The sequence below is a fragment of the Micromonospora sp. KLBMP9576 genome (assembly GCF_050941805.1).
Taxonomy (GTDB): domain Bacteria; phylum Actinomycetota; class Actinomycetes; order Mycobacteriales; family Micromonosporaceae; genus Micromonospora.
Map to the genome: position 1 here is coordinate 4,453,301 of NZ_CP194567.1, position 19,085 is coordinate 4,472,385.

The 19,085-nt window shown below is 73.8% G+C and carries 15 protein-coding genes; 7 read left to right on the top strand and 8 right to left on the bottom strand.

The annotated features are described in order from the left end of the window. Nucleotides 1-2: 2 nt before the first annotated feature. Entirely contained in the window at nt 3-521 is a 519-nt protein-coding gene (locus tag ACQ452_RS19425; RefSeq protein WP_433394246.1) for a MarR family winged helix-turn-helix transcriptional regulator, read from the bottom strand. Nucleotides 522-689: 168 nt separating this feature from the next. Here ACQ452_RS19425 and ACQ452_RS19430 point away from each other — a divergent pair, with 168 nt between their 5' ends. Beyond that, entirely contained in the window at nt 690-2,816 is a 2,127-nt protein-coding gene (locus ACQ452_RS19430) for an MMPL family transporter (protein WP_433386548.1), read from the top strand. Between the two features lie 61 nt (nt 2,817-2,877). Here the strand turns inward: ACQ452_RS19430 and ACQ452_RS19435 are convergent, their stop codons facing one another. Further along, complete coding sequence (locus ACQ452_RS19435) at nt 2,878-4,260, bottom strand: DedA family protein (RefSeq protein WP_433386549.1); 1,383 nt, start codon at nt 4,258-4,260, stop codon at nt 2,878-2,880. Between the two features lie 136 nt (nt 4,261-4,396). On the opposite strand from ACQ452_RS19435, the gene typA reads away from it, so the two are divergent. Next, the gene (gene typA, locus ACQ452_RS19440; RefSeq protein ID WP_433386550.1) at nt 4,397-6,265 is read left to right on the top strand and encodes a translational GTPase TypA; all 1,869 of its coding nucleotides are present in this window, start codon (nt 4,397-4,399) and stop codon (nt 6,263-6,265) included. 71 nt (nt 6,266-6,336) lie between these two features. On the opposite strand, the gene ACQ452_RS19445 is transcribed toward typA, so the two are convergent. Then, nucleotides 6,337-7,002, bottom strand: coding sequence for a class I SAM-dependent methyltransferase (locus tag ACQ452_RS19445; RefSeq protein WP_433386551.1), 666 nt, complete (start codon nt 7,000-7,002; stop codon nt 6,337-6,339). 65 nt (nt 7,003-7,067) lie between these two features. On the opposite strand from ACQ452_RS19445, the gene ACQ452_RS19450 reads away from it, so the two are divergent. Continuing rightward, entirely contained in the window at nt 7,068-7,925 is an 858-nt protein-coding gene (locus ACQ452_RS19450) for a serine hydrolase (protein ID WP_433386552.1), read from the top strand. Between the two features lie 27 nt (nt 7,926-7,952). On the opposite strand, the gene ACQ452_RS19455 is transcribed toward ACQ452_RS19450, so the two are convergent. Continuing rightward, complete coding sequence (locus ACQ452_RS19455; protein WP_433386553.1) at nt 7,953-8,750, bottom strand: tyrosine-protein phosphatase; 798 nt, start codon at nt 8,748-8,750, stop codon at nt 7,953-7,955. A 116-nt stretch (nt 8,751-8,866) separates the two neighbouring features. Here ACQ452_RS19455 and ACQ452_RS19460 point away from each other — a divergent pair, with 116 nt between their 5' ends. Both ACQ452_RS19460 and ACQ452_RS19465 read left to right on the top strand, forming a co-directional pair. Next, nucleotides 8,867-9,964, top strand: a complete 1,098-nt coding sequence (locus ACQ452_RS19460; RefSeq protein WP_433386554.1) for a mandelate racemase/muconate lactonizing enzyme family protein — start codon at nt 8,867-8,869, stop codon at nt 9,962-9,964. Nucleotides 9,965-10,022: 58 nt separating this feature from the next. Further along, nucleotides 10,023-10,940 carry an NlpC/P60 family protein gene (locus tag ACQ452_RS19465; RefSeq protein ID WP_433386555.1) on the top strand — a complete coding sequence of 306 codons (918 nt, stop codon included), beginning with the start codon at nt 10,023-10,025 and terminating at the stop codon, nt 10,938-10,940. A gap of 61 nt (nt 10,941-11,001) precedes the next feature. Here ACQ452_RS19465 and ACQ452_RS19470 read toward each other — a convergent pair whose 3' ends face one another. Continuing rightward, a complete protein-coding gene (locus ACQ452_RS19470; protein ID WP_433386556.1) occupies nt 11,002-12,003 on the bottom strand; it encodes a TerC family protein in 1,002 nt (333 codons plus the stop codon). Between the two features lie 428 nt (nt 12,004-12,431). On the opposite strand from ACQ452_RS19470, the gene ACQ452_RS19475 reads away from it, so the two are divergent. Then, nucleotides 12,432-12,725 carry an antibiotic biosynthesis monooxygenase family protein gene (locus tag ACQ452_RS19475; RefSeq protein WP_433386557.1) on the top strand — a complete coding sequence of 98 codons (294 nt, stop codon included), beginning with the start codon at nt 12,432-12,434 and terminating at the stop codon, nt 12,723-12,725. A 137-nt stretch (nt 12,726-12,862) separates the two neighbouring features. Here ACQ452_RS19475 and ACQ452_RS19480 read toward each other — a convergent pair whose 3' ends face one another. Together ACQ452_RS19480 and uvrB are read right to left on the bottom strand one after the other, a co-directional pair. After that, on the bottom strand, nt 12,863-13,723 hold the full coding sequence (locus ACQ452_RS19480; protein WP_433386558.1) for a helix-turn-helix domain-containing protein: 861 nt from the start codon (nt 13,721-13,723) through the stop codon (nt 12,863-12,865). Nucleotides 13,724-13,813: 90 nt separating this feature from the next. After that, nucleotides 13,814-15,922, bottom strand: coding sequence for an excinuclease ABC subunit UvrB (gene uvrB / locus ACQ452_RS19485; RefSeq protein WP_433386559.1), 2,109 nt, complete (start codon nt 15,920-15,922; stop codon nt 13,814-13,816). A gap of 300 nt (nt 15,923-16,222) precedes the next feature. Here uvrB and ACQ452_RS19490 point away from each other — a divergent pair, with 300 nt between their 5' ends. After that, a complete protein-coding gene (locus tag ACQ452_RS19490; RefSeq protein ID WP_433386560.1) occupies nt 16,223-17,716 on the top strand; it encodes a hypothetical protein in 1,494 nt (497 codons plus the stop codon). 4 nt (nt 17,717-17,720) lie between these two features. On the opposite strand, the gene coaE is transcribed toward ACQ452_RS19490, so the two are convergent. Next, complete coding sequence (gene coaE / locus ACQ452_RS19495) at nt 17,721-18,899, bottom strand: dephospho-CoA kinase (RefSeq protein WP_433386561.1); 1,179 nt, start codon at nt 18,897-18,899, stop codon at nt 17,721-17,723. Between the last annotated feature and the right edge of the window lie 186 nt (nt 18,900-19,085).

A 19,085-nucleotide genomic window follows, 5' to 3' on the forward strand; every position in this document is an offset into this window, starting at 1 on the left:
CGTCAGCCGTTCGCGCGCCGGGCCGGCTCGTCGCGGGCGGCGCGGCGTACCGCGTCCCGGTGTTCCCCCATCGAGGTGGTCATCGCGGACAGGAAGCGGTGCACCACCGCCAGCTCGTCGTCGCTGAAGTCGGCCATCACCTCGTCGGTGCGCCGCCCCAGGGGGCGGAAGAAGTCCATGGCGAGCGCGGCGCCCCGCTCGGCGTAGCGCAGGAAGACCTTGCGCCGGTCGGCGGTGTCACGGTCACGGCGGATGTGCCCGCCGCGCTCCAGCCGGTCGATCAGGGCGGTGACCGAGCCGGACGAGAGGTTGAGCTGCTCGCCGAGGCCGCCCGGGGTGATCGGCTGGCCGAACCGTTCCGCGTCCATCACCGCGATCAGGGCCTGCAGGTCGGTAGCGTTGAGCCCGTGCAGGCCGGCGAAGCCATGCCCGATGTGCTGGGCGTCGACGGAGTAGCGGCGCAGCTCAGCCGCTATCTCCGCGACCAGCCGCTCGCGGTGGGTGTCGCGCCGGCGGTACATCCCGTGAGCTGCCACGTCGAGTCGCGCCTCCTGACGTCCGTTCCGGTTGCAGCCTATCTCAACACCCGATAATCTCGGTTATCGAGATACTCGATTCTCGGGATTTTGCGTCGTACGCTAAGTCTCGGGCTCGTCAGGAAATCCGCCAATAGACCGTGAGGGCATCCGATGTCAGTGTTCACCCGCGTGGTACGCGGGCGGCAGGCCGCGTGGCTCACCGTGCTCGCCGCGATCGTCTTCGGCGCCATCGTCTTCGGCCTGCCCAAACCCGACAACCCGGCGCCCGTCTCCAGCACGGGGCTGTCCGTGCAGTGGCAGTCGACCCAGGCCGAACGCCTCCAGGAGCAACTGCCCTCCCGCGACGTGCAGCCGGCGCTCGTCGTCGTCAGCCGCACCGACCGGGCGGCCCTGACCGAGGTCGACCGCGCCGCGCTCACCGAGCAGTCCGGTGAGCTCCGCCAGTTCGCCGTCGGCGGGGGCGTCAGCCCACCGCAGGTCTCCCCCGACGGCACCGTCGCGCTCGTCGCCGTGCCGCTCTCCACCGTCGGCGGGCAGGAGGAGACCTCCGCCCGCATCGACCAGCTCCGCACCGCCCTGGACGACGTCCCGGCCGGGCTGAACGTGGAGGTGACCGGCGGGCCCGCCTTCGCCACCGACCTGACGAAGGTCTTCGCCGGCGCCGACATCACGCTGCTCGCCGTCACCGCGAGCGTCGTGGCGCTGCTGCTGCTCATCACCTACCGCAGCCCGTTCCTGTGGATCGTGCCGCTGGTGGTCGTCGCGGCGACGGAGCAGCTCACCCTGCGGGCCCTCGAGACGGCCGTGCCGGCCTTCGGCATCAACCAGCCCGGCGGCGCCGTCACCGGCATCGCCAGTGTCCTCGTCTTCGGCGCCGCCACCAACTACGCCCTGCTGCTCATCGCCCGCTACCGCGAGGAGCTGCGCCGCGAGGAGGACCGCTTCGTGGCGATGCGCGCCGCGCTGCGCCGGGTCGCCGAGCCCATCATCGCCAGCGGCTCCACCGTCGTCCTCGGCGTGCTCACCCTGCTGCTGTCCGAGCAGGAACTCAACCGCGCCCTCGCCATCGCCTGCGCGACGGGCGTCATCCTCGCCATGCTCTCGGCGCTGTTCGTCCTCCCGGCCGCGCTGCTGATCTTCGGACGCGGCCTGTTCTGGCCGTTCGTGCCCCGGGTGGGCAGCGCGGCCCGCGAGGGCCGGCTGTGGGGCCGCCTCGGCGCCGCCGTCGAGCGTCGCCCGGTGCCGGTCGCGCTGCTCGCGACGCTGCTGCTCGCCGGTCTCGCCCTCGGCGGGCTCGGCATCCGCAGCGGCCTGTCGGAGACCGAACAGTTCCGGGTCAAGCCGGAGGCGGTCGCCGGCGCGGAGACCCTCGCCCGGTCCTTCCCCGCCGGCACGACCCAGCCGGTCGCCGTGCTCACCACGCCCTCCGCGCTGCAGGCCGTCACGAACGCCCTCGCGGAGGTGCCGGGCGTCGCCTCCGCGCGCCCCGGTCCGGCGGGCGCCCAGGTCGCCCAGGTCGACGTCGTGCTGGAGGCCGAGCCGGGCACCGCCGCCGCGAACCGGGCCGTCGAGGTGCTGCGGGACAGGGTCGAGACGATCCCTGGATCCGCCCCGCCGGCCGTCGACGGCGCACCCGCACCCGCCGGCGCGCTGGTCGGTGGCGCCGTCGCGGCCACCTACGACGAGAACGAGGCCAACGGCAAGGACCTGCGGCTGATCCTGCCGATCATCCTGCTGCTCGTCGGCGCGGTCCTGGTGCTGCTGCTGCGCGGTCTGGTCGCCCCGGTGCTGCTGGTGCTCACCGTGATCGCGTCGTTCTTCGCCAGCATCGGCGCGTCGTGGTTGCTCTTCGACCACGTGTTCGACATGCCGGCGCTCGACAGCGGCGTCCTGTTGCTCGCCTTCGTGTTCCTGGTGGCGCTCGGCGTGGACTACAACATCTTCCTCGTCACCCGGGCCCGCGAGGACGCCCGGCGCAGCGGCACCCGCGACGGCATGCTCTCGGCCCTGCGGGTCACCGGCGGCGTCATCACGAGTGCCGGCATCCTGCTCGCCGCGGTCTTCGCCGTCCTCGGCGTCCTGCCGCTGATCCTGCTCACCCAGATCGGGATCATCGTCTGCGTCGGCGTCTTGCTGGACACCCTGCTCGTCCGGACGATCCTGGTGCCGGCGCTGGCATTCACGCTCGGCGACCGCTTCTGGTGGCCCGGTCGGATCGCGCGCAAGCCCGTCAACGACACGTCGGCCGGACGCGAGCCGGCGAACACCCGGGACTGACCGCTCGCGGACGGGGTCGTGGCGTCACCGCCACGGCCCCGTCCGCAGCGCCACGACCGCCTCACGCGTCGGCGCGCACCGCCACCGCCTCCGGCTCTGCCGCCTCCGCGCCCACCGCCCTGTCCCGGGTCGCCCAGGCGACCACGAACAACGCCGTCCAGGCCACCCCGAGCAGCACCGCCGTGACGCTGCCGCTGGCGGTGCTCAACCCCAGGTAGAGCCGGGCACCGGCGATGCCGACCACCCCGGCCGCCGCGGCGGTCCAGGCGGCCACCGCCCGCGGCCAGCGCGCCCCCCGGGACAGCAGCCAGGCGAGGGTGCAGAGGCTCGCCGCCACCACGGCGTTCTGCGCCGGAAACTGGGCCGCCTCCCCGCCCGCCGGCCCGGCCAGATCGACGACCACGGCCAGCACCACCAACGGCACGAACGCCCCGACCGTGCCGACCACGCTGAGCAGGTCCGCCCGCCAGGGCCGGTTCCGCCAGGCCAGCACCGCCGCGACGACCGCCACCAGCACGATCAACGACGATCCGCGCAGCGCCGAGACCACCGCGAGCGTGACATCGACGGCCCCGGGCGTACGCCGGTCGGCGAACCAGTCGGCGATCGCGCCGTCAAGCACCGCCAGGCCGCTGTGCCGCACCACCGCCCCGAGCACCCAGGCGATGGCGAACCCCGCCACGAAGAGCAGCAGCAGGCCGGCGACCAGGTTGATCAGCAGCGTCCAGGCCGGCCCGACGTACATGGCGAGCAGGAAGAACAGCACCCCGTAGCGGCCGCTGAGCCAGCGCACCGGCCGCAGCCCCGCGGCCCGGGCCGCCAGGGCCCGCGCCGGATCCGGGTTGCGGCCCAGCCACCGCCCCGCCAGCACCACCGCCCCCAGCGCGACCACCAGCACCAGCACCGCGCCGGTGGCCCGCCCGAGCAGCCGGGAAACCGTCTCGTACGACTCGCCGGCCAGATTGCCCACGAGCACCGAACCACCCACCCACGTCACCACCCCGGCCAGGTTCCACGGCGCGAACCGCCGGTACGGCATCCCGGAGGCCCCCGCCAGCCGGGGCACGAGGGTCCGCGCGAACGCCACCCAGCGGGCGGTGAACACCCCGCGCCCGCCCAGCCGACCGAGCATCGTGTCCGCCCGCGCCCACCGTTCGTGGCCCACCCGGGCGCCGAACCGACCGGCGCGCAGCCGGGGGCCGTGCCGCCGCCCCGCGCGATAGGCGAGTGTGTCGCCGATCACGGCTGCAACGATCATCACCGCCAGCGCCGGCACGAGCCGCAGCGTTCCCGCGTAGGCTAGGAAGCCGACCAGCAACAGGGTCGCCTCGCCCGGCACCAGCAGACCGAAGATCACAGCGGTCTCCCCCGCGACGACAATCGCGGCGATCACGTAGATCAGCAGGGGCGGCAGGCCCTGTAGCGAGGTCAGCAGGTCGTGCATCGGGCCCCCATTCCCACGGGGGTCAGCATGCCAGGCGCTGAAACGGTCGGAACATCAGTTTCGGCAGAGATCCGGGCCATCTGGGGGGGAGACCCCGACGCGTGCCCCGGCAACCGTAGACAGGAGTATGGAGGGTATGCAGCTTCGCACCGACCTCCGCAACGTCGCCATCATCGCCCACGTCGACCACGGTAAGACCACCCTGGTCGACGCCATGTTGCGGCAGGCCGGCGCCTACGGCGGGCGCGGCGAGACGACCGAGCGGGTGATGGACTCCGGTGACCTGGAACGGGAAAAGGGCATCACCATCCTGGCCAAGAACACCGGCGTGCGTTACCTGCCGGCGGACGGCTCCGACCCCGTCACCATCAACATCATCGACACCCCCGGCCACGCCGACTTCGGCGGCGAGGTGGAACGCGGCCTGACCATGGTCGACGGCGTGGTGCTGCTGGTGGACGCCAGTGAGGGCCCGCTGCCGCAGACCCGGTTCGTGCTCCGCAAGGCGCTGCGGGCCCGGATGCCGATCATCCTGGTGATCAACAAGGTGGACCGCCCCGACGCCCGGATCAAGGAGGTCGTGGACGACACCTACGAGCTCTTCCTCGACCTGGACGCCGACGAGGAGCAGATCGACTTCCCGATCGTCTACGCCTGCGCCCGCGACGGCATCGCCTCGCTGACCCAGCCCGCCGACGGCTCGGTCCCCAGCGACAGCACCAGCCTGGAGCCGCTGTTCCGCACCCTGCTGGGCACCATCCCGCCGCCCTCGTACGAGGAGGGGGCGCCGCTGCAGGCGCACGTCACCAACCTCGACGCCTCCCCGTTCCTGGGCCGGTTGGCGCTGTGCCGGGTGCGGCAGGGCACCATCACCAAGGGCCAGACGGTGGCGTGGTGCCGCGCCGACGGCAACACCCAGCGGGTGCGCATCTCCGAGCTGCTGATGACGGAGGGCCTGGAGCGCAAGCCGGCCGACTCGGCGGGGCCGGGCGACATCATCGCGGTCGCCGGCATCCCGGAGATCATGATCGGTGAGACTCTGGCCGACGCCGAGAACCCGCGCCCGCTGCCGCTGATCACCGTCGACGAGCCGGCCATCTCGATGACCATCGGCACCAACACCTCGCCGCTGGTCGGCCGGGTCAAGGGCGCCAAGGTCACCGCCCGGATGGTCAAGGACCGGCTCGACAAGGAACTGGTCGGCAACGTGTCCCTGCGGGTGCTGCCCACCGAGCGGCCGGACGCCTGGGAGGTGCAGGGCCGTGGTGAGCTGGCGCTGGCCATCCTGGTGGAGCAGATGCGCCGGGAGAACTTCGAGCTGACCGTCGGCAAGCCGCAGGTGGTCACCCGGGAGATCGACGGCAAGACCTGCGAGCCGGTCGAGCGGCTCACCATCGACGCCCCGGAGGAATACCTGGGCGCGATCACCCAGCTCCTCGCCACCCGCAAGGGCCGGATGGAGCAGTTGGTCAACCACGGCACCGGCTGGATCCGGATGGAGTGGCTGGTGCCGGCCCGCGGCCTGATCGGCTTCCGCACCGAGTTCCTCACCGACACCCGGGGCACGGGCATCCTGCACCACGTCTTCGAGGCGTACGAGCCGTGGTTCGGCGAGCTGCGCACCCGGCAGAACGGCTCGCTCGTGGCCGACCGGTCGGGCGCGGTCACCTCGTTCGCCATGATCAACCTTCAGGAGCGCGGTCAGCTCTTCGTCGAGCCGACCACCGAGGTGTACGAGGGCATGATCGTCGGGGAGAACTCCCGCGCCGACGACATGGACGTCAACATCACCAAGGAGAAGAAGCTCACCAACATGCGGGCGTCCTCGTCCGACGAGACCGAGAAGCTGATCCCGCCGCGCAAGCTGTCGCTGGAGCAGGCCCTCGAGTTCTGCCGCGAGGACGAGTGCGTCGAGGTCACCCCGGCCGCCATCCGGATCCGCAAGGTGGTGCTCGACCAGACCACCCGTGGCCGGGCCGCCGCCCGCCGCAAGCACGCCGGCTGACCGTACGACGACAGCCACCCGGAGCCCGGACCGCCCCGCGCGGTCCGGGCTCCGCCCGTCGCGCCCCGCTGTCAGTTGGGGCGGGTCGCGAGGAAGGCGAACAGGTCGGGCACCGGGCCGACACCGGCCTCGGCCGTGCGGACCAGGGTCAGGCCGGCGTCGGTGACCGCGTTGAGCAGGTCGGCCAGCGGGACGTGCCAGGCGCCCACACGCACCCGCACCCCGTGCGGCGACCAGGCCCGGAAGCTGCGCTCCCGGTCGGCGTAGCCGCCGTCGATCACGATCCGCTCCGGGTCGGAACGGTCGGCGAACGCCCCGGTGAAACACGGGTGCACCCCCACGTGGACGAACCGCCCGCCGGGCGCGAGCACCCGCGCGGCCTCGGCGACCACCGCCGGGTAGTCCGGCACGTCGGTGTGGGCCAGCACACACGCCACCGCCGGCACCGAGGCGTCGGCCACCGGCAGCGCCGCCCCGTCGCCCCGGGCCACCGGCAGGCGCGGCCGGGCGTGCCGTAGCTGCCCCGCGGACAGGTCGACCCCGACCGGACGCCAGCCCAGCGCGCGCAGCTCCGCCGCCTGGAGCCCGGTGCCGCAGCACAGGTCGAGGCAGCTTCCGGAGCCCGCACCGAGCAGGTCACGCAGCCGGCCGCGGACCTGGGTCTGGTAGGCGTTGGCGGTGTCGGACGCGTACGCCTCGTACCAGTCGGCGTACGCGTCGTAGGCGGCAACTCCCATTCCCGCACCGTACGACCCATCGCCCCGGCCCGCCGGCCCGTCAGCGATCCGCTACGGTCAGCCGCATGACCTGGGACGAGCTCGACACCCACCTGGACGGGATCCCCGGCACCGTGTCGGCGTACGTGGGGCGCGTCGGTGCCGCCCCCACCTGGACCCGGCACCCCGGCGCGACGCACTACGCGGCCAGCACCATGAAGGCGGCGGTGCTCGTCGCGCTGTACCGCGCCGCCGAGGCCGACGCCCTCGACCTGGACGCACCCCTGCCGGTGCACAACGAGTTCGACTCGGCGCTGCCCGGCGCCCCCCGGTTCTCCTGCGCCCGGCACTACGACAACGACGAGGCCGTGTGGGACCGGGTCGGCGGTGACGCGTCGCTGCGCTGGCTCGCCGAACGCATGATCACCCGCTCCAGCAACCTCGCCACCAACCTGGTCATCAGCCACGTCGGGCTGCCCGCCGTGGCGCGCGTGTGGGACCTCGCCGGGGCCCGGCACAGCGTCACCGGCCGGGGCATCGAGGACTTCGCGGCCCGCGAGGCGGGCGTCGACAACCTCGTCACCGCCGCCGACCTGGCCGCGCTGCTCGGCGGGCTGGCCGCCGGCCTGCACGCCCCGGGCCCGCTCGCCGCACCGGCCGGCTGCGCCGCCATGCTCGACGTGCTCTTCGCCCAGGAACACCGCGAGGACCTGGCCGCCGGGCTGCCCGAGGGCACCCGCATCGCGCACAAGAACGGGTGGGTGCGCGGCGTGCGGCACGGCGCGGGGGTGGTCTTCCCCGACGACGCGCCGCCGTACGCCATCGCCGTCTGCACCACCACCGACCTCGCCGACGGCGGCCCCAGCGGGGAGGACGAGGACGACGCCTGCCGGCTGATCGCACGGGTGTCCGCCGCGGCCTGGGCCGCCCGCCACGACCTGTGACGCACCGGGGCGGGGCCGCCCGGGGCGTCACCGCAACAGGTTCGCCCGCAGCGCCGCCACCACGTCGTCGCTGACCTCGAGCCCGTCGCGCAGGTACGCCCCGAACGACCCGTGCACCCGGCGCACCTCCGCGTACGCGGCGTCCAGGTATTCCGGGCGCACCTCCAGCACCGGGCGCACCGCCTCGACGTCCAGCCCCGGCATCCGGCGCCGCATCGCCTCCAGGATGACCTCCCGCAGACTCTCGGTCAGCCGGTTGTTGGCCAGGTAGTCCGCCCGGATCGTGGCCTCGTCGACGCCCAGCGCGTTGAGCAGCAGCACCGTCAACCAGCCGGTCCGGTCCTTGCCCGCCGAGCAGTGGTAGACCAACGGCAGGTTCTCCCCCGCCGCCGCCAGCCGCACCGCCGCGCCGAAGCTCGCCCGCGCCGACTCGCCGCTGACGAACCAGCGGTAGATCGCGGCCATCGCCGCCGGGGTGCCCTCCCGGGCCAGGGCCGCGTACGCGCCCAGGTCGTGCCCGAGCAGCACCGCCGAGACGTACGTGAAGACGGGATGCTCGGCGTCGTGCACCGGCAGGTGCACCACCCGTGGCGCACCGGGCAGCCGGTCGGCGGGGGCGACCGCCATCTCCGAGTGGTCCCGCAGGTCCACCACGCACGCCGGGCCCAGCTCGGCCAGCACCAGCAGGTCCTCGTCGGTCAACCGACCCAGCGCCGGGGTGCGGATCAGCACGCCCCGCCGTACCCGCCGGCCGTCGGCGCCCACCAGCCCGCCGAGGTCCCGCGCGCTCGGGGCGCCCACCAGCGTCCAGTCCCGCCCACTCATGCCGGCGCTCCGCCGCGCCGCGTGCCGCCGGGCGGCAGCGCCGCCCCACACCCGATGATCTGCTCGCCCATGCCGGCCTCCCCTGTGCGTTCCCGTGCCCGTATAGGGTGCCGGACATGACGATCGCCGCGGTACGCACCCACCGGTTGTCCGCACCCTTGCACACGCCCTTCGTGACCGCACTACGCCGTACCACCACAGTGGAGACCCTGGTCGTGGAGGTCGTCGACACCGACGGCCGCTCCGGCTACGGCGAGGCGCCGCAGGTGTGGCAGGTGACGGGGGCGTCGGTCGCCGGCTCCGAGGAGTGCGTGCGGGGGCTGATCGGCCCGGCGCTCACGGGTCGCGACGCCGACGACCTGGTGGCCCGTTGCGCCGAGTTGCAGCGGATGGTCGTCGGCAACGAGTCGGCCAAGGCGGCCGTCGACGTCGCGCTGCACGACCTGGCGGCCCGGCGGCTCGGCGTACCGCTGGTGCGGCTGCTCGGGGGCACCGCCATGCGGGTGCCGACGGACGTCACGCTCGCCGCCGGTGAGGCGGTGGACCTGGCGGCGGCGGCCCGGCAGCGCCGGTCGGAGGGCTTCGGCGTGCTCAAGCTGAAGGTGGGCACCGACGCCGCCGGCGATCTGGAACGGGTCCGCGCCGTGCGCTCCGCCGTCGGCGGCGGGGTGCGCATCCGGCTCGACGCCAACCAGGGCTGGACCCCGCGCGAGGCGGTCCGGGTGATCCGCGGCATCGAGGACGCCGGGCTCGACGTGGAGTTCGTCGAGCAGCCGGTCGCCCGCTGGGACCTGGACGGGCTGGCCTGGGTCAGCGACCGGGTCGGCGTGCCGATCCTCGCCGACGAGGCGGTCTTCGGCGTCCGCGACATGGTCGAGGTGATCCGCCGGCGGGCCGCCGACATGGTCAACGTCAAGCTCGCCAAGTGTGGCGGGCTCCAGCCGGCCCGCACCCTGCTCGACCTGGCCGCCGCGCACGGCCTCGGCACCATCGTCGGGTCGATGATGGAGAGTCAGGTGGGCATCGGCGCCGCCGCGAGCCTGGCCGCCGCCTACGGCACCACGGCCGTGGCCGATCTGGATGCCGCCTGGTGGCTGGCGTGGTCACCGGTGCGCGGCGGCCTGCGGTACGACGGCGCGTCCGTCGTGCTGCCGGCCGCGCCGGGCCTCGGCATCAGCTCGGTGAGTGAAGTAAAGGTGCAGCGGCCTAGTTGATGCTTGTCAGAAACTTTCATATGGTCGTGGGAACATTCGGCGGAAGCTGGGGGCGCACGTGAAACTGCAACCGGGCCGGGAGGCCATGGTCCGGGTCGCGATCGCGACCCTCTGGAGTCGCCCCGAGGCCGTCCGGCCCGTCGACGGCCCCGCGCTGAGCGCGCGCACCGACATCGCCGCCTGGATCTCGGGCATGGACAGCGACCAGCAGGTCGGCGACTGCGTGCTGAGCCAACTGCTGCTCGGCGAGCGGGTGCTCGTCACCGAGCTACGCCCCGACGGCTGGGCGCACGTGGTGGCGGTCGAGCAGCCGGCCCCCCAGTTGCACCCGCGCGGCTACCCCGGCTGGTTGCCCGTCGAGCAGCTCGCCCCGGCCACCGACACCGTCGACGCCGACCCGCTCGTGGTCGACGCCACCGTCACCGCCCTGCGCGCCTCGCCGGGCGGCGCCGAGGTGCTTCCCGGGGTGGTCCTGGGCACCTACCTGCCCCCCGCCGGGCCGGCGGTCGACGGTTGGCAACCGGTGCACGCGCCGGGCCACGCCGCACCGCTCTGGCTGCCCGCCGGCGACGTGGTGCCGGTGCCCACCACGCCCCCGACGGCCGACGAGGTGCTGGCCGTGGCCCAGCGGCTGGTCCGCGTCCTCTACGTCTGGGGCGGGGTGTCGGCCTACGGCATCGACTGCTCCGGACTGGTCCACCTGGCCTGGCGGCGGCTCGGCGTGCTGCTGCCGCGCGACGCCAGCGACCAGGCGACGGCGACCACCCCCGTGCCGCTGGGCACGGAGCGCCCCGGGGATCTCTACTTCTTCGCCCGGCCCGGGCGCCGGATCCACCACATCGGCATCGTCACCGCCGACCCTCGCCCCGGCGACGACCGGCGGATGCTGCACGCCTGCTACCTGCAGCGCCGGGTGCTGGAGGAGCGGTTGCCCGACGACCGCACCGCCACCCTGGTCGGCGCGCACCGGGTCTGACCCACCCCCCGACGACGCGAGGGGCGCCCCCGGACCGGGAGCGCCCCTCGTCGCGTACGCCTCAGTGGTTGGCGTCGAGCAGCAACCGCCGCCGGTCCCGGGAGGACTTGACCAGGCTGGCCACGGTGGCCACCGCGAGGGTGCCGAGGATGATCGTCAGCGAGAGCCAGATCGGGATGTGCGGGGCCCAGGAGACGTGCTCGCCGCCGTTGATGAACGGCAGCCGGTTGTCGGCGAGGGCCTCCAGCACCAGCTTGACGCCGATGAAGCCGAGCACCACGGCCAGCCCGTAGCTGAGGTAGATCAGCCGGCTCAGCAGGCCGCCGAGCAGGAAGTAGAGCTGCCGCAGGCCCATCAGCGCGAAGACGTTGGCCGTGAAGACCAGGTACGGCTCCTGGGTGATGCCGAAGATCGCCGGGATCGAGTCGAGCGCGAAGATCAGGTCGGTGGTGCCGATGGCGATCATGACGATCAGCATCGGGGTGAAGATCCGCTTGCCGGTCGCCGCGTGGGTCGTCAACCGGGCGCCGTCGTAGTCCTTCGAGATCGGCAGCGCCTTGCGACTCCACCGGATCAGCATGTTCTCGGAGAACTCACCCTCGTCGGGCTCGCCCTGCCGGGCCAGGTTGATCGCGGTGTAGATCAGGAACGCGCCGAAGATGTAGAACACCCAGGAGAACTGGGAGATCAGCGCGGCGCCGGCCGCGATGAAGCCGCCCCGCATCACCAGCGCCAGCACGATGCCGATGAGCAGCACCTTCTGCTGGTACTGCCGGGGCACCCCGAACCGGGCCATGATGATCACGAAGACGAAGAGGTTGTCGACCGAGAGGCTGTATTCCGTCAGCCAGCCGGTGTAGAACTGCCCGGCCGCGCTGGCCCCGGAGGCCAGCCAGACCCCCGCGCCGAACAGGAGCGCCAGGCCGACGTAGAAGCCGACCCAGAGGCTGGACTCGCGCACGCTGGGCTCGTGCGGTCGCCGACCGACGATCAGCAGATCCACGAGCAGAATCCCGGTCAGGGCGAGAAGCGTCCCCGCCCAGACGAGTCCGGACACGTCCAAGGTTCATTCCTCCGGCAGACACGCAACGACGGGCACACCGTACGCCCTGCGTGGGCGCGGCGTGCCGCGACGCTGACACTGGTGACTGTCGGAGGTCTCTTCCATCACCGACCGCAGGCGGTGACCGACGGGCCGGGCCGCGCGTCCAGGATCGGCGCTCGACCGTGCTGACGACTCCGTCGTGGGGGAATACTCCCCTCCTCGACGTCATTCTTTCGCATCGACGCGAGCCCTCGCAGCCCGGGCGGCCGGTGTCCTTCCCCACTCGTGCCCGTCTATTGGCGACGGGGGTGACGGGGTACGCCACCCGCAAGCCATCCTAGGAGGCTAGGTGAAGGGCCCGGACCTGGCCGGGAGGCGGCGGCCCCCACGCCGGCGAGGGCACCCACGCCGTGCCGCCCACGGCGGGGGCGTGAAAGGCTGTCGGCATGGTGCTTGAGGTCGCGCTCATCGACGTACTGCCCGGACACGAGGACGAGTTCGCCGCCGCGTACGCGCAGGGGCATCCGGTGCTCGCCGGGACGCCCGGCTGCCGGTCGGTGCGGATGACCCGGGGCGTGGAGTCCCCGAGCCGGTTCGTGCTGCTGGTCGAGTGGGACTCGGTCGAGGCACACGACGACAACTTCCGCGGCACCGAGCGCTTCGCCCGCTGGCGCGCGCTGATCGGCCCGCACTTCGCCGGGCCGCCGCTGGTGGAGCACTTCGTGGACGTGCCGGCCTGAGCCTGTCGTACCCCTGTTCTACAGTGCGCCGTGCACGCGTCGGCCGCCGGTCCCGACGGGCTCGGGGGCGCCGGGCCCGGCCGCCCACGCGGCGATGACCGCCGGCCCCGGAAGCACAGCGCCCGGTTGACCGACGCTCACTCCGCGACGAGCCGGGCCAACTCCGCGACCGTCTCCTCCGGGCCGAGGGCCGCGTCCAGCAGCCAGCCGGTGAGCCGTTCGTAGCGGTCGACGTCGACCGCCGTCGCGAGGCGCACGTCGGTGGTCAGCGCCTCCAGCATCACGGTGCGCGGGTCCGCCGGGTCGGGAAACGAGTAGCACGAGTACGGCGTCAGCGGCTGCGCACCGCCCGCCGCGGCGGCGCCCCGGGGCAGCAGCCGGATCGTCACGTGCGGCAACCCGGCCAGGTCGAGCAGGTGCCGCACCTGCTCCCGCCACACCTGCGTCGGGGTGTCGCCGGCCGCGCAGGCCGCCTCGGCGAGCAGCGCCGTGTAGCGGGGCGGGTCGGCCCGTCGCAGCACCTCGTGGCGCAGCCCTCGGGCGCGCACGTCGGCGTCCACGTCGAGGCCCGGGTCGAGCAGGTGAGCGGCGGCGATCCGCAGCCGCGCGTACGCCGGGGTCTGGAGCAGCCCCGGCACCACGGCGGGCTGCCACTCCACGATGGCCGCCGCCCCCGCCTCCAGTTCGGCGTAGGTGCGCTGCCGCTCCCCCATCTCCCCCAGCGCCTTCCACCAGCCCCGGCTGGTGGCGGCGTCGCGGGCGATGACGATGAGCGCGTCGCGCTGCGGCGGCGCCACCTCGTAGACGTCGAGCAGATCGAGCACGTCGGCCAGGTCCGGCCGGCTCTGCCCCAGCTCGATGCGGGACAACTTCGAGGTCGAGGCCCAACCCAGCCGGTCACAGACCTGTTCCAGGGTCAGCGCCTCGCCCCGGCGCAGCTGACGCAGCTCGGCGCCCAGCCGGGCGCGACGAATGACCGGACTCGTTGGCAACGGCATCCCCAGCCTCCCCACCGAGGGAGACTACGCAGGACGATCACTGAGCGCAATAGATTGCTCGCGTACCGCAACCAGGGCCGGCCGGGTCAGCTATTTCACGCCGGCCGCGTCCATGCCGCGCAGCTCCTTCTTGAGGTCGGAGACCTCGTCGCGGATCCGGGCCGCCAGCTCGAACTGGAGCTCCCGGGCCGCCGCCAGCATCTGGTCGTTGAGCTCCTGGATGAGCTGGGCCAGCTCGGCCCGGGCCATCCCCTCCCGGGCGGGCCCCGCGCCGCCGGACCGGCTCCGGCTGCGGGTCTCCTTGACCGGCGCCTTGCCCCGGGAAAGCTGGCGCACCGCCCCGCCGACCCGACTGTTCTCGGTGTCCTCCGCCTCGCGGTAGATGTCGTCGAGAATGTCGTGGATCTTCTTGCGCAGCGGCTCCGGACTGATGCCGTGCGCCTCGTTGTGCGCGATCTGCTTGGCCCGCCGGCGATCCGTCTCCTCGATCGCCTGGGCCATCGACGGGGTGATCTTGTCGGCGTACATGTGCACCTGACCGGAGACGTTACGGGCCGCCCGGCCGATCGTCTGGATCAGCGACCGGCCGCTGCGCAGGAAGCCCTCCTTGTCGGCGTCGAGGATGGCGACCAGCGACACCTCGGGCAGGTCGAGACCCTCCCGGAGCAGGTTGATGCCGACCAGCACGTCGTAGTCGCCCTTGCGCAGCTCGCGCAGCAGCTCGACCCGGCGCAGCGTGTCGACCTCGGAGTGCAGGTAGCGCACCTGGATGCCGTTTTCCAGGAGGTAGTCGGAGAGGTCCTCGGCCATCTTCTTCGTCAGGGTGGTGACCAGCACCCGCTCGTCACGATCGGTGCGCAGCTTGATCTCGTGCATCAGGTCGTCGATCTGGCCCTTGGTGGGCTTGATGACGACCTCCGGGTCGATCAGCCCCGTCGGCCGGATCACCTGCTCGACGAACTCGCCCTGTGCCTGCTCCAGCTCCCAGGGGCCGGGCGTGGCGGAGAGGAAGACCATCTGGCCGACCCGCTCCAGGAACTCGTCGAAGCGCAGCGGCCGGTTGTCGGCCGCGCTCGGCAGCCGGAAGCCGTGGTCGATCAGCATCCGCTTGCGGGACGCGTCGCCCTCGTACATGCCGCCGATCTGCGGGATCGTCACGTGCGACTCGTCGACGACGGTGAGGAAGTCGTCGGGGAAGTAGTCGAGCAGGCAGTGCGGCGGGCTGCCCGGCAACCGCCCGTCCATGTGCATCGAGTAGTTCTCGATGCCGGAGCAGAACCCCACCTGGCGCATCATCTCGATGTCGTAGGTGGTGCGCATCCGCAGCCGCTGCGCCTCCAGCAGCTTGCCCTGGCGCTCCAACTCGGCCAGCCGCTCGGCCAGCTCGGCCTCGATGTCGCGGATCGCCCGCTCCATCCGCTCCGGGCCGGCCGCGTAGTGGGTCGCCGGGAAGATGACCAGACCGTCGACCTCCCGGACCACGTCCCCCGTCAGCGGGTTGAGGTAGTAGAGCTTCTCCACCTCGTCGCCGAAGAGCTCGATCCGGACTGCCAGCTCCTCGTAGGCCGGGATGATCTCCAGCGTGTCGCCGCGGACCCGGAAGGTGCCCCGGTTGAAGGCCATGTCGTTGCGCGTGTACTGGATGTCGACCAGCCGGCGCAGCAACTGGTCGCGGTCGAGCTCCTGCCCGACCGCGACCCGCACGGCGCGGTCGAGGTATTCCTCCGGGGTGCCCAGTCCGTAGATCGCCGAGACGGTGGCCACCACGATCACGTCGCGGCGGGTGAGCAGCGACATCGTCGCCGAGTGCCGCAGCCGTTCCACCTCCTCGTTGATCGAGGAGTCCTTCTCGATGTAGGTGTCGGTCTGCGGGATGTAGGCCTCGGGCTGGTAGTAGTCGTAGTAGGAGACGAAGTATTCCACCGCGTTGTGCGGCAGCAGCTCGCTGAACTCCTTGGCCAGCTGCGCGCAGAGCGTCTTGTTGGGCGCCAGCACCAGCGTCGGCCGTTGCACCCGCTCGATCAGCCACGCGGTGGTGGCGCTCTTGCCGGTGCCGGTCGCGCCGAGCAGCACCGTGTTGCGGTCGCCGCGTCGGACCCGACGCTCCAGGTCGTCGATGGCCGCCGGCTGGTCGCCAGCCGGCTGGAAATCGCTGACGACCTGGAAACGGCCGTCGAGCCGGGGAATGTCGAGCGCCATGACCCCAACGGTACGCCGAGGGTCCGACAGCGCGCCGCGACTACGCGGGGCCGCTCATCTGCTTCGATATTCGCATTGTGTGGCGCATCTCACCGGACTACGCTATTCGTGTAGGCCGCTCGCGGCGGCCGACCGGGCAGGTGGCCAGGCCGTCAAGGGCCGGCCCGCCCCCGGCACAGGGGGTCGCAGCACCCGGCACGACCGGCGTGCGCACCCGATGTGGTCGCGCCCGACGCGCCGACCGGCCGCCGCGAGCGCCCCTGCACGTCACCCCACCGGGGTGAGTCCCGTTCAACCTCCGTGGAGACCTCCGCCGCCCGGGCCACCCGCCCCGGCCCGACACACCCGCCGCGCCACCGTCCACCGCCCGACGACGCCCACACCGGCAGCGTCCCCCGGGTGGTGACCGGCCGTCGACGCACCGTCCTGCTGCTGCTCGCGGCCGCCGCCGTGCTCTCCGGCGCCGCACTGGTCGTGGGGCTGAGCTGGGCACCCGAGCGGTCGGAGCAGCCCAGGGCGCTGACCGGCGAGGAGCGCGAGCGGCTGGCCGCGATGCGGGTCACCAACTACCGCGACCTGCGGGCCGGCGTACGGGTGACCGCGGGCACCGGGGCGACGCGGCGCGAGCTGGTCGGCTGGGTCGACTGGTCCCGGACGCTGGCCTACCTTGATGTCGGCGGGCCCGGCGCGGGTGTCGAACGCGGGCTGATCCAGGCCACCCCGGCGGTGGTCCTGCTGCGCCCCGACCCGGCGGCGGTGCCGACCCCCGCGCCGCCCCCGCCGGTGCCGCCGGCGGACCGGTGGCGGCGGCACGACCCGCTCCCCGGTCAGGGGCTGGCCGCCGTGCTCGACCTGCTCTTCCGCCTAGCCGCGGACCGTCCGGAGCCGCCGTCCGGAGCCGCCCGCCGGGTCGGCGGAGCCACGATCGGCACGCTGCCGGTCGACATCCTCCAGGCACCGCCGCCCACCCCCGACACGTCGCCGCCGCCCACCCCCGGCACGTCTGCGCCGCCCGCTCCGGCCGGGGGGCACCCGCGTTACTGGCTGGACCACGACGCCCGGTTGCACCGGATGGAGCTCCGGCTGGCCGGCGTCGGACCGGTGACCGTACAGCTGAACCGGGCCGACCGGCCCAGCCTGCGCCCCGTCGACGCCCTCGGTGGCCGGCCCGGGCAGCCCCGCGCCCTGACCGCCGCCGAACGGGACCGGCTGGAGCGGCTGCCCGCCCGGCTACGCGCCCGTGGCGGGGCCGCGGTGGCCCTGACCGCGCCCGTCGCCGCCACCGCGAACCTGCGCGGCGCCGGGTGGGTGAGCTGGCGCGGCCGGGCCGCGTACCTGGCCGTCGCCGGCCTCGGCGGGCCGAACCGCCGGACGCTGCTGCGCGTCGACGACACCGGCGTGCGACGGGCGGAGGTGCCCACCGCCACGGTCCCGGGCACCGAGCGGTCGCCCGGCCGGCCGCCGCTGCCGCCGCCCGCCCGGGGCTGGCTCGCCGATCCGCAGCGCGCCGGCGAGGTGGGCCGGCTGCTCGACGCCGCGCTGCGGGCCGCCCGCCCGCCCGGCCAGCGGCATCGGGCGATGCGGGTCCGGGGCGACACCATCGCCGGGAAGACCGTCGACATCGTGGAACTGCGCGCCTCCGGAGGGCTGCTGCGCTACTGGATCGACCGGTCCGGCGGGCTGCACCGCCTGGAGTCGCGCACCCGCACCGGCGTCTGGGCCCAGCTCGACCTGACGCCCGCCACGGTGCCCCGGCTCGCGCCGGCCCCGCCCCGCCCGGACGGCGGTCGCTGAACGGTCAGGGACGCCAGCCCGTCCGCGCCGCCCACCGCTCGGCGCGCGGGTGCTCCTGCGCGAACCACGGATCCGGCGCCCAGGTCGGGGTGGCACCGTCCGGGACGGCGTCGGCGAGCTGCCGTGCCGCCAGGTAGGCCGCCCGCTCGTCCGGGTCGGCGCGCAGGTGATCGCGGGTCAGCAGCGCGTGCCGCCAGCCGGGCGAGTCCACCGGGCGCACGTACAGGCGCACGGGGCGGCCCGGGTCGGCGTTGCCGTGCAGCCGCTGCTCCCACCGGCCGCCGCCCGGTGGCCGCCGGCCGTCCCACCCCTGCGCGGGCAGGCGCGGGAAGCCCGCCGCCGCGAGCCGCTCGGCCAACGGGCCGTCGGCGTCGGCGAGGGTGGGGACGGTGAGCTGCACGTCGATCACGTCCTGGGCCGCGAGCCCCGGGACCGCGGTCGCGCCGACGTGGTCGATGCGCAGCTCGGTGGGGGCGATCGCGTGCCGGATCCGGGCGGCCAGCCGCGCGTACCGCTGCGGCCGGTCCGGGTCGACCCGCGCCGGCGTGACCCGATGCGAGCGGGCGGGCCGCCGCTCGCGCAGGTTCGCCGCGAACGGCCGCAGCCGCCCCTCCCACAGCGCGTCGACCGCCGCGTGCAGGTCCGCGAGGCTGCCGTCGTTGGTCAGCAACACGTCCGCGGCGGCCCGGCGCCGGGCATCGTCGGCCTGCGCGGCGATCCGCCGCTCGGCCTCCGCCCGGTCCATCCCCCGGCTCCGGGCCAGCCGCGCCAACCGGGTGGCCAGCTCCGTCTGCACCACGACCACCAGGTGGTACGTGGGCGCAAGCCCCACCTCCACCAGCAGCGGCACGTCGTTGACCACGACCGCGTCGGGTGCCGCCGCGGCGGACAGTTCGGCGGCGCGGGCCCGTACGCGGGGATGGGTGATCTCCTCCAGCCGCCGGCGGGCCGCCTCGTCGGCGAAGACCAGCGCGCCCAGCGCCGCCCGGTCGAGGGCACCGTCGGCGTCGAGCACCCGCTCGGAGAAGGCCGCGACGATCTCGGCCAGCCCTGCCGTGCCGGGCGCCACCACCTCGCGGGCCAGCCGGTCGGAGTCGACCACCACCGCGCCGCGCTCGGCCAGTCGGGTCGCCACGGCACTCTTGCCGGACCCGATTCCCCCGGTCAGTCCCACCTTCAGCACCGCACCAGTCAACCGGATCGGCCCCGCCGCCGCCAACACCGGGCACCGCGGCCGCTCGCCGCCAGCACCGGCAACGGGCTCCGGACGGCCGACGGACACCACGGGATCTACCTCAGCGACTTCCGTCGCGTCCCACCCGAGCGGCGGCGCACCCCTGAGGCAACCGGTCGCCGCCGCACCGGAAGG